This is a genomic window from Mucilaginibacter sp. A5337 (assembly GCF_059690695.1).
The window spans coordinates 241,465-258,435 of sequence record NZ_JCAWEC010000006.1; the positions used below are offsets into that span (position 1 = coordinate 241,465).

At 43.5% G+C, this 16,971-nt stretch carries 15 protein-coding genes; 10 read left to right on the forward strand and 5 right to left on the reverse strand.

Translation table 11 applies throughout. The features are described from left to right. Nucleotides 1-189 precede the first annotated feature (189 nt). The 3 genes from AC59JO_RS21350 (at nucleotide 190) to AC59JO_RS21360 (ending at nucleotide 2,216) form a co-directional block, all read left to right on the forward strand. On the forward strand, nucleotides 190-675 hold the full coding sequence (locus AC59JO_RS21350) for a peptide deformylase (RefSeq protein ID WP_497307841.1): 486 nt from the start codon (nucleotides 190-192) through the stop codon (nucleotides 673-675). A 31-nt stretch (nucleotides 676-706) separates the two neighbouring features. Next, on the forward strand, nucleotides 707-1,090 hold the full coding sequence (locus AC59JO_RS21355; protein WP_413670668.1) for a VOC family protein: 384 nt from the start codon (nucleotides 707-709) through the stop codon (nucleotides 1,088-1,090). Nucleotides 1,091-1,175: 85 nt separating this feature from the next. After that, entirely contained in the window at nucleotides 1,176-2,216 is a 1,041-nt protein-coding gene (locus AC59JO_RS21360; protein WP_497307843.1) for a DUF4097 family beta strand repeat-containing protein, read from the forward strand. 334 nt (nucleotides 2,217-2,550) lie between these two features. On the opposite strand, the gene AC59JO_RS21365 is transcribed toward AC59JO_RS21360, so the two are convergent. Beyond that, nucleotides 2,551-3,714: an MFS transporter gene (locus AC59JO_RS21365; RefSeq protein WP_497307845.1), complete on the reverse strand. Its 1,164-nt coding sequence runs from the start codon at nucleotides 3,712-3,714 to the stop codon at nucleotides 2,551-2,553. 380 nt (nucleotides 3,715-4,094) lie between these two features. On the opposite strand from AC59JO_RS21365, the gene AC59JO_RS21370 reads away from it, so the two are divergent. The 4 genes from AC59JO_RS21370 (at nucleotide 4,095) to AC59JO_RS21385 (ending at nucleotide 10,859) form a co-directional block, all read left to right on the forward strand. After that, nucleotides 4,095-4,715, forward strand: a complete 621-nt coding sequence (locus AC59JO_RS21370) for a hypothetical protein (RefSeq protein WP_497307847.1) — start codon at nucleotides 4,095-4,097, stop codon at nucleotides 4,713-4,715. A 343-nt stretch (nucleotides 4,716-5,058) separates the two neighbouring features. Beyond that, the gene (locus tag AC59JO_RS21375; protein ID WP_497307849.1) at nucleotides 5,059-8,052 is read left to right on the forward strand and encodes a SusC/RagA family TonB-linked outer membrane protein; all 2,994 of its coding nucleotides are present in this window, start codon (nucleotides 5,059-5,061) and stop codon (nucleotides 8,050-8,052) included. A gap of 20 nt (nucleotides 8,053-8,072) precedes the next feature. Beyond that, nucleotides 8,073-9,689 (forward strand): RagB/SusD family nutrient uptake outer membrane protein, encoded by a 1,617-nt coding sequence (locus AC59JO_RS21380; protein ID WP_413670663.1) that lies wholly within the window; start codon nucleotides 8,073-8,075, stop codon nucleotides 9,687-9,689. A 75-nt stretch (nucleotides 9,690-9,764) separates the two neighbouring features. After that, the gene (locus tag AC59JO_RS21385; RefSeq protein ID WP_497307851.1) at nucleotides 9,765-10,859 is read left to right on the forward strand and encodes a phosphatidylinositol-specific phospholipase C1-like protein; all 1,095 of its coding nucleotides are present in this window, start codon (nucleotides 9,765-9,767) and stop codon (nucleotides 10,857-10,859) included. A 59-nt stretch (nucleotides 10,860-10,918) separates the two neighbouring features. Here the strand turns inward: AC59JO_RS21385 and AC59JO_RS21390 are convergent, their stop codons facing one another. Beyond that, nucleotides 10,919-11,200 (reverse strand): DUF4242 domain-containing protein, encoded by a 282-nt coding sequence (locus AC59JO_RS21390; RefSeq protein WP_091222764.1) that lies wholly within the window; start codon nucleotides 11,198-11,200, stop codon nucleotides 10,919-10,921. 242 nt (nucleotides 11,201-11,442) lie between these two features. Then, nucleotides 11,443-13,299, reverse strand: a complete 1,857-nt coding sequence (locus tag AC59JO_RS21395; protein WP_413670661.1) for a chloride channel protein — start codon at nucleotides 13,297-13,299, stop codon at nucleotides 11,443-11,445. Between the two features lie 168 nt (nucleotides 13,300-13,467). Between AC59JO_RS21395 and AC59JO_RS21400 the strand changes: the two genes are divergently transcribed. From AC59JO_RS21400 to AC59JO_RS21410, 3 genes are read left to right on the forward strand one after another with little or no spacing between them, the layout of a single operon-like run. Beyond that, nucleotides 13,468-13,701 carry a hypothetical protein gene (locus AC59JO_RS21400; RefSeq protein ID WP_091222681.1) on the forward strand — a complete coding sequence of 78 codons (234 nt, stop codon included), beginning with the start codon at nucleotides 13,468-13,470 and terminating at the stop codon, nucleotides 13,699-13,701. A 48-nt stretch (nucleotides 13,702-13,749) separates the two neighbouring features. After that, on the forward strand, nucleotides 13,750-14,451 hold the full coding sequence (locus AC59JO_RS21405) for a Crp/Fnr family transcriptional regulator (RefSeq protein ID WP_413670660.1): 702 nt from the start codon (nucleotides 13,750-13,752) through the stop codon (nucleotides 14,449-14,451). A 28-nt stretch (nucleotides 14,452-14,479) separates the two neighbouring features. Further along, on the forward strand, nucleotides 14,480-15,025 hold the full coding sequence (locus tag AC59JO_RS21410) for a hypothetical protein (RefSeq protein WP_413670659.1): 546 nt from the start codon (nucleotides 14,480-14,482) through the stop codon (nucleotides 15,023-15,025). 99 nt (nucleotides 15,026-15,124) lie between these two features. Here AC59JO_RS21410 and AC59JO_RS21415 read toward each other — a convergent pair whose 3' ends face one another. Together AC59JO_RS21415 and AC59JO_RS21420 are read right to left on the reverse strand one after the other, a co-directional pair. Beyond that, complete coding sequence (locus AC59JO_RS21415) at nucleotides 15,125-15,706, reverse strand: HPP family protein (RefSeq protein ID WP_413670658.1); 582 nt, start codon at nucleotides 15,704-15,706, stop codon at nucleotides 15,125-15,127. A gap of 13 nt (nucleotides 15,707-15,719) precedes the next feature. After that, nucleotides 15,720-16,970 (reverse strand): cation:proton antiporter, encoded by a 1,251-nt coding sequence (locus AC59JO_RS21420; RefSeq protein ID WP_497307855.1) that lies wholly within the window; start codon nucleotides 16,968-16,970, stop codon nucleotides 15,720-15,722. Between the last annotated feature and the right edge of the window lies 1 nt (nucleotide 16,971).

Genomic DNA, 16,971 nt, shown 5'->3' on the forward strand with positions numbered 1-16,971 from the left:
AATAAAATAACTACAAAAAACTTTATCTGGATAAGGAAGTCAACATTTAACTTTCTCGTTTATACGGTTTCCGCGTATTTTAGTTTCGCAATTCAAGAAAATAGCAGGTTCAATTGGCGAGTATAAAATTAACTCAAATACGGGCTAATGCAACCATCCGGGAGATAAAAAAGTTACTTTTACCATAGCATGAAAAAACTGACCGATATTTTGCTGCTTGGCGATGAACGCCTGTACCAGGTTTGCGATCCAGTGTTACAGTATGAGCTGCCACTGCTAAGCGGCTGGATTGCCGACATGCACAATGTAATGCAGGAAATAAGGCAGAAATACAACTTTGGCCGGGCAATAGCAGCTCCGCAGTTGGGTATCATGAAGCGGCTTGTTTATATGAATATTGATAAGCCGGTAGTTTTTATTAATCCTGAAATACAGGATGCCAGCGACGAACTTTTTGAGCCTTGGGACGATTGCATGAGCTTTCCTAACCTGCTGGTAAAAGTTAAAAGACATAAAACCATAACGGTAAATTATCTGGACGAAAACTGGCAGCAGCAACAATGGGCAATGACCGATGCCCTCTCCGAACTGATGCAGCATGAGCACGACCATTTAAATGGCATTTTATGTACCATGCGCGCCATCGACAATATGTCGTTTAAATGGCGGCCTTAACTGTTGATGTATTCATCTTATTTTTCTGCTTATGAAGCAATTTATAACACACATTACATTGGTGGTTAATGACTATGACGAAGCAATTCAATTCTATACAGAAAAATTGAATTTCGACCTGGTAGAAGACACATGGATCAAGGAAAATAAAAGATGGGTTTTGGTAAGGCCGAAAGGTGCATCAGAGTGCTGTTTATTGCTGGCAAAGGCTGTGGGCGAAGAACAACAAAGCAGGATAGGACAACAAACAGGTGGCCGCGTGTTTCTTTTTTTAAGAACCGACGATTTTTGGCGCGACTACCATGCAATGCAAGATAAGAATATCCATTTCGTACGTGAATCCCGGGTTGAACCATACGGCACGGTTGCCGTTTTTAAAGATCCCTTTGGTAATTTGTGGGACTTGCTGGGTTGAAGAACTATCTAAATAAAAATTAAAACACCTGTAACGTATAGGGGTAAAGAGTGGTCATAGTTGTATCACGATTAAAACCCCATTTATGAAAAATTATATTTTACTTCTTCTGCTTGCCGGGCAAACCGCTGTGGCGGCAGCGCAAGATGGCGACAGCCGTTCATTATACCTTACTAAATCCTTAGCCAACGATGCCATTACCAGCGCTGTAGTACGTACTTCGGCCGGAGGTATTGTGGTTAGCGGGCAAGCCGGACAGGCCCCTCGGGTTGAAGTTTACATTAAAGGCAATAACGGTAGTGAACTCTCAAAAGAAGAGATCAAAAAACGCCTTGATAAAGATTACACGCTCGATATATCTGTTAGCGGGCATGAAGTTAAGGCCGTTGCCAAAAGTAAACGCCAGAGTTTTTTTAACTGGAGAAGCTCGCTAAGCATTTCGTTCCGCATTTATGTACCGCAACAATGCTCAACCGACCTGGAAACCAGCGGCGGCGGTATTGCTCTTGATAACTTAAAAGGCAACGAAAAGTTCAGCACCAGCGGAGGAGGCTTGCAAATTGACAGGCTTTATGGCACTATCCGCGGCAATACTTCGGGCGGCGGCATTCATGTTTCCAATTCGGGCGATGATATCTCGCTTGAAACCAGTGGCGGCGGTATCGAAGCAAAAAACTGCAATGGCAAGATCAGGCTTGAAACCAGCGGTGGCGGTATTACTCTTGAAAACCTAAAAGGCACAATCAACGCCGAAACCAGCGGTGGTGGTGTTAACGGCAATAATATCAGCGGCGAGCTGATTACCAGTACATCAGGCGGCAGTATTGACCTAAAACGTATGGCAGGGAGCGTGAGCGCCGAAACCAGCGGCGGGGGCTTATACGCCCAAATGCTTAAAGTTGGCAAATACCTTAAACTGGAATCAAGCGCAGGCAATGTTGATATCGAACTTCCGCAGAACCAGGGCTATGACCTCGACCTGCGTGGTGAAGGCGTATCACCATCATCGGTTGCCAAATTTAACGGGCAGTGGGAAAAGGAACGGGTTAACGGCAAATACAATGGCGGCGGTATTCCGGTTAAAGCTGAAGCATCTGGCGGAAGCGTTAATATTAAATTCAGGTAAAACCATTTTGGCCTCTGTACGGCATAAAAGCTCGGGTTACGTAACCCGAGCTTTTTGTTTTCGGTTAAGGTTTCTATCCAGGGAATTAACATCACAGTTAACTTAAAAAAGTGAGGGAACAGTGCGATTCCCTCTCGAGATTATCGTGTGGACACATCTTTAAAGAAATGTCATAGATAGAGCTGCGATGGACTGGGCGTAGAAGATTTCTCCTCACCTCTGGCACACAAATCCCACCTTTGGCTCGTCGAAATGACATTTTTTTCTATCAATGATAAGATTAAAAAGATGTGTCCACACGATAATCTCAAGATGGAACTTGAAAACTCTTTGTTCATTTAGTTCTTTTTCCGGCCAGAGCCACCAATCCCAATACCGGCCCTATCGCCAGCATCATATAAACGTACCTGGAGTTTTCAACTGTCCGTAAAGCGGTGATGAGTTGAATACTTACAATGGTAATGGCAAAGCCAATGCAATTAACGATAGTGAGCGCAGTACCTTTTAATTGCTGATCGGCATTTTGTGCAACCAGGGTTGAAAACAATGGCGAATCGGCAATAACAGCAATACTCCAAACCAATAAAAACGCAATTAACATCCACGCCGAACCGGCAAACAAAAACAGCGGCGATACTAAACAGCAGATACATGAAATTGCCAATGCTGACACTGCCAAATTTTTCACCCCCTTATATTGAGACAGGACACCGCTACCGGCACAGGCCAATGCCCCAACGCCAATAATAAGGAAGGATAATAGTGGCACATTTAAATCAGCTTCAGTATACCGGGTATTATAGGCGCTTAATATAACCGGCACAAAAGCCCAAAAAGCATAAAGTTCCCACATGTGCCCGAAGTAACCAAAAGCCGCTGCCCTGAATTGTTTGTTACCGAAACTTTTAACAAACGCCGCCGGATTCAGCGCTGATCCCTGTTTTCTCCCTGCGCCATCGGGCACAAGCAATACCATGGCGCATCCGCCCAAAGCAGCTAATACCGAAGTTGACAATATAACGTAACGCCAGGGCAATGCCGACATTAAACTTTTAAGCAGATGCGGAAATGATGTGCCTAACACCAAAGCGCCAACCAAAAAACCCAACGCTTTTCCTAATCCCTGCGGATAATGATCGGAGGCTATTTTCATGCCTACCGGGTAGATCCCTGCGAGGAAAAAACCTGTGGAATATCTTAATATCAGTATGGTAGTGGCGTCCGTACCCGGTAAGCACGCCAACCCGTTGATAAAAGCGGCAATAAGTGCACAAATAAAAAACACACGTGCCGGCGAAAGTCTGTCGGCAATACTCAGGATAGCAAAAACAAGGGTTCCGGTAATAAAACCAAGTTGAACTGCACTTGTCAGGTAAGCCAGATAAGATGGTTCAAGCTGCAATTGTTTAGCAATGTCGCCCATAACCGCGTTGCCCGCAAACCATAACGAAGTACAAAAAAACTGGGAAAGTACAATTACGGGGAGGATACGTTTCATTGGTTTTGCCAAATGATGAGCTGAAATTAAAGAAGCACAATGATAATTATAAACTGTGCCTTTTGAACAATGATGGCTACTTTTATCTGGGGAACTCCTATTTAAACCAATGATAGACACGAGGCTCCTACGGAGCCTATAGTTGCTTTAGAACAATTTTCTACAAACACGATACTCCTCCGAAGTAATAAAGCCTAAATTCTTTTTCAAACTCCGTAGGAGTATCGTGTTTGTAGACAGGCAAAATCAAAATGCGCGGGCTCTGTAGGTGCCTCGTGTTTTAAAGTGATACCATTCCTGCTTCTATTTCCTCTGTGTTGTCTTTATAAAAATATGTATCTTGAGTTTCAAAACTAAACCTAATCCCATCACCACTACCAATGGACAAGCAACAAATTACCGACCAAATAAAATGGATGATTGCCGACGGCAATACCGACCATGAAATTGAGGCTTTGTTGGTTGGAGAAGGGGTTACACGTACCGAAGCAAAGCGTACTATTGCTATAATTAAACATGAATTGCATCCGGATGAATATCCTGAATTTATTGAGCCCGATAAGCGTCGAAATTATCGGTGGCCTGCTTTGTTAACCATCGCAGTTATCCTAATCTTAGGGGTTTTATATTACTGGCATCGTCCGAAATTAAACACAGCCGAAAGAGAGATAACTCCGGCGGATATGATGCGGCTCATCAAAGCAGGTCCAGGCGTTTACACTACCGAACTCAATAAGATCAACAGCGGCTGGGCATTCGATCAGGATAAAAACAGATGGGAGAATAAAAAACGAAAAACAGCCCTCGCTATCAGGATGGAACAAGTATTGTATATGTGCCCGGCATTGCATGATCACTCATTCCAGGATTATCTTGAAAATCATGACTTCATAGATATAATTTATACAAAACACGGAAGCAAGATTTACCAAAACAATGAATTCATGTTCACTATCCAAACCAATGAACATTATACCATGATTTCGCTGGCCTTACGGTAAATTGTTCAAAATATATTCATCCCCTTTCCATTGATTGTAAAAAGCATAAAAATTTGCTTTGCATTTTCTTCTATTGCCTAACAACAAGCTTTTTACAAAACACTAAAATTTATAGCCCCTTAACCCTTTATTAACAGTGCCAATTTGTTTATGGCAAGCAAACAACTGAAAATCAGCTTAAAGTAGCTTGTTTTAAAAAAGCAATACCAATTTTAATTAATAGATAAGTTAACTCCTTATTCATTTCCTGATAATAAAACAACCGTTGCTTTGCAGCAATTTATCGCCTGCTAATTCCCAACTTCGGCAGCTATTTAAAAGAGGTTATCATTAATTAAAAACTATGGAAAAAAACTACAGATCTATTTTTAGATTATGGCACAGATCGGGTAAATCGATTTGCCTTTTTATGCTGATGCTTTTAGCCTCATCAATGGCTTTTGCACAGCAACGTACCATCAGGGGTACCGTTACCGACGAAACCAACTTACCGTTACCCGGGGTAGTAGTAACGGTTAAAAGTACAGGTAAAGCAACCTCAACATCAGCTAACGGTATTTACCAGGTTATGGTAAGCGGACCGGATGATGTGATCAAATTCACTTTCTTAGGCTCGTTACCAAAAGAAGTTACCATTGGCGACAAAAAAGTGGTTAACGTAACCATGGTAACTGACACCAAACAACTTAAAGATGTTGTAGTTATCGGTTATGGTACTGCAAGCCGTAAGGATGTAACCGGTGCTATCACTTCGGTTAAGGCCGAAGATTTTAATGCTGGTGTATTGACTACTCCTGCCGAATTATTGCAAGGTAAAGTTGCCGGTTTAAACATCACCAAAAGCGGCGACCCCAACAAACAACCGGCCACTATCTTAAGGGGGCCATCAACATTGCGTGAAGGCGCTGCACAGCAACCGTTTTATGTAATTGACGGTGTACCGGGCGCTTCTATCGACCTTTTGGCCCCCGCCGATATCGAAAGTATCGACGTATTAAAAGACGCGTCTTCTACAGCTATCTACGGTTCACGTGCGGCCAACGGTGTAATCATCGTTACTACACGCAGGGCTAAAGCCGGCCAAACCCGCTTAACTTACAGTGCTTACGGAGCAGTTGAAAACGTATCAAAAAACATCGACGTACTTACCGGCGATGAGCTTCGTAAATATTTAACCGACAATGGAGTACCTAAATTGAGCACCGCAGATGATGACGGCTCAAATACCAACTGGCAAAAGCTGGCCGAAAGAACAGGTTATTCACAAAACCATAACCTTTCATATGGTGGCGCAGGTACAAATTCGGAGTATGGCGCGAGCGTAAACTACATGAAAAACAATGGTATCCTCAGAAATACCAGCCTTGAGCGCACTATTTACAAAGGCTATATTAACCAGCGCTTTTTTAACGATCGTTTAAAACTGGGTATCACCCTTACTAACAGTGCTACCAAAAACAACGATATTTTCCAAAGCCAGGTTCTATCGGGTATTTTATTTTATCTGCCAACGGTTAGCCCTTATAATGCCGATGGTACTTATAAAGAAAACTATACCCGTACAGGCAGCGGTCCGTTAAACCCGCTATCGTTGATTAACAACAACTTTACCAGGACGGAGAACAATAAAACCCTTATCAATGGTTTTGCTTCGGTTGACATCTTAAACGGTTTAAAATTTACCGTATCCGGATCGACCCAAAAGGAGCAGAACAATGTTAACACCTACTCTACCAGCCAATCGGGTATTTATGTAAATGCAGGAGGTGTAGCTGTACGTAGTGCTTATACCAATACCAGCAACGTTTTAGAGGCTTATTTTAACTATGACCGTGTGTTTGGTAAACACTCGCTAAAATTATTAGGTGGTTACTCTTATCAGCAAGACCGTAACAATGACGGCTTTGGTGTGCAAACACAAGGATTTTCAAATGATGCCTTAACATACAACTATCTGGCATTATCAAATCCAACGCAGCTTTCACAAATTGTGTTCAACCCTAACTATATTTCTACGTTGAGGTTTGTATCGTTCTATGCCCGTGGCCAGTACGAGTTTTCAAATAAATATCTTTTACAGGCTTCATTAAGGGAAGACGGATCATCGGCATTTGGTATTAACCAGCGTCATGGTTATTTCCCTGCTGCTTCTGCAGGCTGGAAAATCATCAACGAAGATTTCATGAAATCAGTTCCGGTGATCAGCGATTTGAAATTAAGGGCCGGTTACGGTGTATCCGGTAACAGCTTGGGTTTCGACGCCTTTACCGCGCGTTTAATTTACGGTGTGCCTCCGGGTGGTGGTAAATTTTTGAGCAATGGTAACATTGTTAACCCAATTGGCCCGGTGCGTAACGATAACCCGGACCTGAAATGGGAAAGTACTGCTACCACCAACATCGGTTTGGATTTCGGTTTGTTCAACAACCGTTTAACCGGTTCGGTAGATTATTATATCAAGAAAACATCCGACCTGATCTATACCTACCCGGTATCAACCACACTTTACTTCTATCCGTTTTACACTGCTAACGTAGGTAAAATCAAAAACAGCGGTATCGAGGTTGTTTTAAATGCCGTACCTGTAAAATCACAGGCTTTTACCTGGCGCACCTCTTTCAACGTTTCGCATAACAAAAACGTTGTTCAAAGCTTATCAAACAGCCAGTTCGGCCTTAACTTTATTCAAACTGCCCAGTTAGGCGGTAAAGGCCAATCGGGAAACTACAGCCAGATCATACAGCCTGGCTATGCCATCGGAACGTTTGACCTGTGGCATTATCTTGGTAAAAACGCTAACGGCGTAAGTACCTATCAAAAAGCCGATGGCTCAACTACTGCTACACAACCGCTTACTACCGATCAGTTTATTAAATATGATGCCCAGCCTAAGTTGGTTTACGGATGGAGCAACAGTTTCTTCTATAAAGGCTTCGACTTAAACTTCCTGGTGCGTGGTGTTTATGGCAACAAGATCCTGAATGCAACCCTCGCTGCATTGAACAACCCTGCCGATTCAAAACTGCAGAACATCCCGAGGTTTACCTTAGGCGAATCATTTAAGGATATCAACGCCTACCTGATCTCTGACCGTTTCCTTGAAAGCGGCTCATACCTGCGTTTGGATAACGCCACTTTAGGTTATACCATTAAACCGCATATCCAGGCTATTAAAAGCCTGCGTTTCTATGCTTCGGGCAATAACATTTTCATCATCACCAAATACCGTGGTGTTGATCCTGAAGTTAACATAGGCGGCTTAACCCCGGGTATCGATAATCGCGATTTCTATCCTAAAACACGCACGTTCAGCTTAGGTATAACTGCACAATTCTAATAAACCCAGAAAGACAAAAGATGAAAAAGATATTTTTAGCATGTGCCGCTTTCGCTACCATGATTGGCACATATTCATGTACAAAATTAGATGTACCTGTTGAATCACAATACGTAAAATCCAACTTCCCGACTACCGATGCCGACTACACCGCATTGTTGGGTACTATTTATTCAAACCTTTCGTCAAGCTACGCAGTGCCTTACTGGCGTATGCAGGATATGTCGACAGATGAGGCTATCCTACCTGCCCGCGACGGTAACTTTGACGACGGAGGTCAATACCGCCAGTTACACTACCACACCTGGACCTTTGACCACCCGAACGTTATCGGGGTATGGCAATGGGGTTTCGGTGGTATCAATACCTGTAACCGTATTATTACTGTTATCAATGCGTCCTCGTCAACAGCGGCGAAAAAAGCGTCGTCAATTGCCGAGGTTAAAGCAATGCGCGCCTTATACCTTTACTTCATGATGGACCTGTATGGCAACGTTCCTATCATCACCGACTTCCCGGTGACTACGCAACCTACCAATCAGCCACGCGCTAAAGTGTATGAGTTTATTGAAAGCGAACTTAAAAGTGTTTTACCGTTATTACCTGCCAAAAGCAGCAATGCCGCAACTAACGTAGGCCAATACGGCCGCCCGACAAAAGGAATGGTGTTTGCCCTGCTTGCAAAAATGTACCTAAACTCGGGTGTATACACCGGCACCACCCGTTACCAGGAAACCGTTGCCATGTGCGATAGCGTGCAATCCAATACCAACTACTTCCTGGATGCAAAATACCGCGACATATTTTTGCCAACCAACGGTCCGCAGGTTAATGAAACCATTTTCGCAGTTCCTTATGACCAGCAAATCCCGGGCAACCAGTTTACCCGTTTCGGCTTCTTCTATTACCTGGCCCAGGCGTACGGCTTTAACGTTGGTTTAAGTATTGCCATGAGCACTACGCCTGAGTTTTATAACCGCTTTAACATCCCGGGCGACGACCGTACCAAAACCTGGCTGGCCGGTCCGCAATATTACCCTGATGGCAATGGTGGTTTCACTAACCAGCCGGTTTACTATCCGGCCCCGAATGCTACCAAGCAAATTAACATTATCCCAACCTTAACACTCACCGGTTTAAAACCGATGGACTTGGGTAATGATGTGACTACTTCGCAGTCTGAAGGTGTACGTTCCATCAAATATTATCCTGATGTTAACATCATCCAGGCAACCCGCTTAAACAGTAACGACGTTCCGGTATTCCGTTTAGCCGATATTTACCTGATGAAAGCCGAAGCTATTTTACGCGGCGCAGCACCAACCACTATAAACGGCGACGCGCAAACTCCACTTACATTAGTAAATAAGCTACGTACCCGTGCGCACGCGGAGCTTGCCACATCAATTGATTTGGATGCTTTGCTGGATGAGCGCGCACGTGAGCTTTCATGGGAAGCATGGCGCCGTAATGACCTGATCCGTTATGGTTTATTCGAGAAGGAATACCCGCTACCGGTAATGGGCGGCAAAACCGATGATCTGAAAATGAACACCGATCCAACCCGCAGGTTATATCCAATTCCGTCTACCGAATTAAAAACCAACCCTAACCTGAAACAAAACCCGGGTTATTAATCAATAACTTTTTTACAAAGCGCAAAAGGCGGGCCTTTTGCGCTTTGTTTATTAAACCAATAATATATTTACCAAATGAAACTTACAGGCGGATTAATTGCTGGCATTGTTCTTTCAGCATCAGCATTATTGAGCAATCCCGGCGACCAGAAAATGAACCATTTTCAGGTAATAGGCTCGCACAATAGCTATAAACAGGCCATCAACCCAAAGCTGTTCCGTTTTTTGCAACAGCGCGATTCGGTTGGCATGAGTAAGATTGATTATGAGCACATCAGTCTCACCGACCAGCTTAATTTAGGCTTAAACGCTTTGGAAATTGACGTTTATGCCGATACCAAAGGTGGCAAATATGCCCATCCTAAAGGGCTGGATTGGGTACCGGGTCAGCCGGCTTTTGATACTCAGGGTGTAATGAAGGAGCCGGGCTTTAAAGTATTCCACATAGAGGATATTGATTTCCGCAGCAATTGCGCCACTTTTAAGCTTTGCCTGCAGGAGCTGAAGAAATGGAGTGATGAACACCCGGATCATAACCCCATATACATTACCATGAACGCCAAAGATGAGGCTTCGGATAAACCAGGATTCACTGTTCCGGAAAAATTTACAGCTAAAACCTTTGCCGATCTGGATAAAGCGATATTGGATAACCTTGGCAAACAATATTTAATTACACCAGATGATGTACGCGGTACATACAAAACCCTTGAGGCAGCGGTACTGCGTAACAACTGGCCAACTTTGAAAGCAGCTAAAGGTAAGTTCATCTTTATTCTTGATGAGAAAGGTGAAAAAAGGGCTGCCTATATCGCGGGGCATCCATCGTTGAAAGGCCGCGTATTATTTGCCGATGCACAACCCGGCACACCTGAAGCAGCCATCCACATCATGAACGATGCTAAAAAGGATCTGGCAGAAATTCAGAAACTGGTTAAGAAAGGTTACATCATCCGTACCCGCGCCGATTCGGATACCCAGGAAGCCCGTGCCAACGACATGAGTTCTTTTGAAGCAGCGCAAAAATCAGGCGCGCAAATCATCAGTACCGATTATTATAAAAAGAGTACCCATTTTAGCTCAGATTATGTGATCAGCTTTAACGGAGGCACTTATTTCAAAGAAAATCCGCTGTTTAAAACAACAGCCTCAGCTTCGGTAGGTAAGTAAGTCATGCATTTATACACGAATCAAACAGGCCCGGCTTCAAAACCCGGGCCTGTTTGATTTTATACAGTCATGGTGCTGGTAGTGGGATCAATAATGGCTTTAACTTCGGCAATGCTGGTTACCGGGAAGCCACCTTTCAAAGCATGCTCGCGCACAACATCTTCGCTTTCGGCAATGTGGATGCAGTAAATCTTATCGGCAGTAACAAACGACTGGATCCAGTGATAGGGCTTACCCAATTCATTCACAACCGAACACGATGCCTGTGAAATTGCCTGTAATTCTTCGGGCGACAAGTTACCGGCCCCCGGTAACTCCCGTTCAATAACAAATTTTTTCATAAAACATGATTTAATAGTTAAATATTACTTTCAACAGCAACGTTAAATCAAACAGGTGAAATTTGATAGATGGGGAACGGTAAACGACGCTAAGCAAGTCGCAATGGTTTATAAACCAAAGCTATACAATAAATAAACAATAATCCAACTTCCGAATATTTATTTTCATTAACGCAGGTTTCCGAAAACAAAAACCCCATGCAGCATTACACGGGGTTTATACCTAATTACGTATTACTTTCTTAAAATTTAGCCTTATTGCCATTGCGTACAGCCATTTTAAGCCTGCGCCGCTTAAGCGAGATTTGGGTGTTCACCTGCCTGTTTTCCTCAACATGCCGGTAATAGGTATTTAAGATCTCTTTATAGGAGATCTTTCCGCCGATGGCATTTCCGGCGTCGATAACAGGCAACACTTCTACCGACTCTTCGGCCATGATCTCCATCACACGTTTCAACGGATCATTGCCCTTTACAGCTTGTTTACTTGCCCGGGTGATATTACCAATAGCGAGCTCTGCAGATGTACTGTGATTATAAATATCAGCCCTGTTAACCATACCCGCGTATGAGCCATCATTATTAGTAACAATAAAAAAGTTTTGAATAGTGCCATTTCCACCAAGCAGGGCTCTTGTTTCGGCTATAGTGCTCTTGCTGTTTAATGTTATACCTACTTCATTGTTAACATCAGCCACAGTTAATACCTGCAACAGATCAGGCTCGTACGAATCCGGTGTGTACACGCCACGACGGGCAATCTTTTCGGTCATGATGGTATTCTCCATCAGGAAAAATGATACCAGGTATGATGCTGTACAGGCACCAAGCAGGGGCAGCAAGGCATGCGACTGCATGGTGGCTTCCAGGGCAAAGGTGATGCTGGTTAAATAAGCCCTTGAAGCGCCGGCAAACATGGCCGCCATACCAATAAGTGCAGCTATCGGAACACTTACACCGGCATCAGGAAATGTTAACTGTATTAACGCACCAAAAGCCGCACCGGCCGCACCGCCAATGGTTAACAAAGGAGCCAGCGTACCACCAGATGTGCCGCTGCCCAGCGCAATAGCCCACGAAAGGAATTTGAAAAAACACAAACGCACAATTAACATCACCGACAATGTACCCGATAGGATAGTAATGATATTATCATACCCTACCCCAAGGGTATGCGGAGCAAAATAACCTATAAGGCCTACGGCTAAACCGCCAATTGCAGGCCACCACATCCAGTGGATAGGCAGCTTTTCAAAATAATCTTCAATCAGATAAACAATTTTGGTTAGTCCCAATGATATAAATCCGATGGCTAAACCAATAATACTGTAAACAGCCAGTGCAGTATTTGAGGGTGTGTCTACATCAGGCATTGGGAATACCGGGCCGGATTCAAACAATAAATGGTGCCCCGCCGCTCCTGTAATACAAGCCAACGCCACAGGTAATATTGCCTTTGGCGAAAACTCGAACAGCAGCAATTCAATAGCCAAAAACACTGCGGCTATAGGTGTACCAAATATGGCCGACATACCGGCCGTTGCTCCTGCCGCCAAAATGATTTTACGTTCATTGGGCGATATTTTGAATAACTGTCCAAAAGTTGAACCAAGTGCGCCGCCGGTTGCAATAATTGGCCCTTCGGCACCAAAAGGGCCACCGGTACCTATGGCTATTGCTGATGATACCGGCTTCAAAAATGTTATAATCGGCTTTATTTTGCTCTTATTTACCAGTATCTGCTCCATAGCCTCGGGTATGCCATGCCCCCTGATAGCCTTTGAACCATACAAAGCCATAAAGCCCACCATAATACCGCCTATTGCCGGTATCACAATAACCCATAAACCCAAATGGTTGTTGGCCGGGCTATGGAAGCTGGCATCCAGCGTTCCGTAAAATGAAATATTGGTAACGATGTTTATAAGATAGATAAGTCCTTTGGCAATTACGCTGATGAGGCATGCAATGAGGATACAAACTGCCGATATAAAGATCAGCCTTGTTTTCATTTGCCGGGTACCTTTTAAGCCGGATTTAAAATTGTAAAGATCATTTAAGGAGGGCGAAACCGGGATGGCGTTCTGTTTTGTTTCCATGTTTTGATTAGTCCCGCTCCATTTTTAGGGGACTGTACTATTTTTATTGCAAAGGTAATACTTAAAGCAGCATAAATAAATTTTATTTTCAATTTTATATTGCACATGCAATATTTTTATTCAACATTTGCTTAATTTTTAATAAAAATCATTGCACAAACAATAGTCATGAAAATCACCAGTATCATCCTTTCTGTTTTAGGTGCCGTAAGCATCATTGCCGGATTATTATTGTTCAGGAACCTGAATACAGTTAACCCGTTCGACTCTCACCCCTGGAGCATTAACATTAATGGCATCCGGTCATTTCCATGGCCTGTTTTTGGAGGTGCAGTACTGTTAAGCCTCGGAGTTATTTTCAACATGGCTACCTGGGAGCAGCCAAAAGGCCGCCGCTTTTAATAAATTAGCACGTTTTATAAAAGTACCCGCTTAAATACAAATCAATAAATGGCGAAAAACAAAGATAAATGCGATTTGGGGACCTGCTTTTTATGCACTCACTGTTTGCCCGACTGGATCCCGGCCATCAGCGCCGCCAGGAAAAATATCGTTGTAAAAAAAGGGCAGCAGATCTTTAAGGAAGGCGATCCCGTTACCGGCATTTACTTTGTTTATTCGGGCACCGTAAAAGTTCATAAAAAGTGGGATAAGGAAAAAGAGCTTATCCTCCGTTTTGCCCGTGAGGGGGATATTGTTGGTCACCTTGGTTTAGGCAGTACCGAGTTTTACCCGGTTTCGGCCACGGCTATCGAGGCGGGTATAATTTGTTATATCGAAATGCCATTTTTTGAAAGCACCCTGCAGGTTAACAATAACTTTGTTATTAAACTAATGCGCTTCTTTGCCAACGAACTGCAGGAGTCAGAAAAACGCATGCGCAACCTGGCCCACATGCCGGTTAAAGGCCGTGTAGCGCAGGCTTTCATTTCGCTCAGAAACAAATTCGGACTTAACGAAGAAGGCTTTATCAATATTGAACTTACCCGGCAGGACCTGGCCTCATTTACCGGGGCAGCCTATGAATCACTGTTCCGCACCATAAATGATTTTATCGACGAGCAGATCATCGAAATATCCGGCAAAAGCATCCGCATAAAAAATGAAGCCGTGTTGTTGAAATTTACTGAAGAGGAACAGCAGGCGGGATAAAACTACGGAACCGTTGTTGGAGACAACAATGGCGAAAGCAGAATTTACTATTGTCAAAGGAACCCTTCCATTTTTAGTATCTTTGATAGTAATGAACCTTATTACTAAAACCGCCTTCAAATACTTCGCAATAACACTCGTTTGGCTGTTGCTTGCATTTTATATCATAAATGAAACTAGCTTTGTCCCTGAGTTTATCCCTTATACCCCTATTAAAATCAGGGGACTAATTTTCACTTTCATACATATAACAACCATCATTTTTTTCGAAAAAGAGGTCTTGCATATAAACCCGGACCTAACGATTTCCAGACTTATATTTTACAGCATCGGAGTTTGGTTTATAATAGAATCGGTGTATCAGGCGATCAGGCAGCTAACTTTTGACGAAAACAGGCTACATTCTTTTCTTGTAGCAGTTATCGCCATGACAATATTTAATTCCATTATCTCTTTTTTAACTGCTTTTCAGCTAAAGACAAAACGTACAGATAGGTTAATCACCTATATAATCGTCATTTTGGTTTTCTTTTCAATTGTAATTAAGATATTCCCAAACCTTACAGCGCCATAAGGAAATCAGGGCGTTAGCAGGCAAATATCGGTTCTGCCAATGCTGATGATATCACAAACAATAGCGAGAGGCGACAGTAAATAAACAAAACAGCAACACCTACCGCTGATATCTTCTCCAAACCTGCAGCCATTTTTTATTATTGGGATAATGCCTGTGCTTAGTCATGTTATTAAACAGCAGCGCCACCAGCAACAGGATCATCGCACCTGAAAATACCGGGCTAAATACATACATATACCCCAGCGCCTTGATCTTTTCAGAGCCTATATTGGCTATCAATGCTGTAGCGCCACCCGGCGGGTGCAGAGTTTTGGTAATCTGCATCAATACTATCGATATAGATACCGACAGTGCTGCCGCCAACCATATTTCATGAGGAACCAGTTTATGAATAGTAACACCAACCAGTGCACACAGCACATGGCCGCCGATCAGGTTACGTGGCTGTGCCAGCGGACTGTTAATAACACCATATATCAATACCGAAGATGCTCCGAATGAGCCAATCAGAAAAAGATTATCCGTGGCCGTAAAGTATTTGCTGTTTAGTAACCCAATAAGTGCTATACCGGCAAAGGAGCTAATGAAAGTCCAGAAATGCTCTCTGAAATCAACAAGGGTTTCTTTATAAACTATGTATTTTGCCGTGCGAATGTGCCTGTGTAACCGTCTTCTCATATCATAACCGGCATTAGCCGATAGTTTGTTCCTCTGTTAAAACTCCTTGTTCATCATCCTGCTTAACTATTTTCTTACCTGCCCGTTCGGTAGCCAATGAAGCCACTACACAGGTAACCAATATCAGAATGATGGTACCGTTCAGGATATTGTCGTCAATAATTTGCGCCTTATAACCAACCAAAATAATTGCCAGCGTAGCCGCGGCGTGTGCACTGCTTAATCCGAATATCAGTGTACGCTGCGTTGACGAATATTTAAATATTTTTTGGGTAGATAGCGCCGCCAGCCATTTACCAAGCAAAGCGCCAAGTGTAAGGCTAACTGCTACTATGGCAGCTTGCGGACCTCGGCCAAGTACACGCAGGTCAACCAGCATGCCTACGCTGATCAAAAAGAATGGTATAAAAATAGCATTACCCACAAACTCGATCCGGGCCATTAATACCTGCGATTGCTGCACCGATTTATTCAGGGCCAGCCCGGCCACAAAGGCACCAATGATTGGCTCAACCCCGGCCAGCTGTGAAAGAAAAGCCGACAGGAACACGATAAAAAGCACAAACACATAGGGCAGCGTTTTGCTATCGCGATAGCGGTTAAAAAACCAGCCTGCCAAGGGAGGTATCAGCGCAAACATAATGAACGCAAATAGGGAAAGCGATATCATCAGTTGCAGCCAAAAACTGAAACCAAGTCCGCCATCCTTAGCACCCATAATTACAGGCAGCAATATTAACACCGCGGTGTCGGTGAGTATGGTGCCGCCTACGCTTATGGCTACAGCCTCATTTTTAGCTATACCGTATTTGCTTACAATGGGATAAGCCACCAGCGTATGTGTAGCGAACATACTGGCTGTAAGGGCCGAGGTTATTAACGAATAACCCAATACATAATAACAAACCGAAAAACCTATCAGGATTGGGATGCAGAAAGTAAAAAGGCCAAACACCAGGCTCTTGTGCTTTTTTTGCTTAAACTCATTTAGGTCAAGTTCGATACCGGCTATGAACATGATGTACAGCAGGCCGATGGTAGAGAATAGTTCAACCGCCGAGCTTTTACGAAGCAGGTTTAATCCATGCGGTCCTACCGCTATCCCCGCCATAATGAAACCCACAATACCTGGAATTTTAAACTTGCCCATAATGATTGGAGCAAGCAAAATGATCAGCAATATCAGCGAGAAGATAAGTACCGGGTTACTAAACGGCAGTTCAAACTGCTGCGTTAACCGGCCCAGGATATCGGCATTATGCATG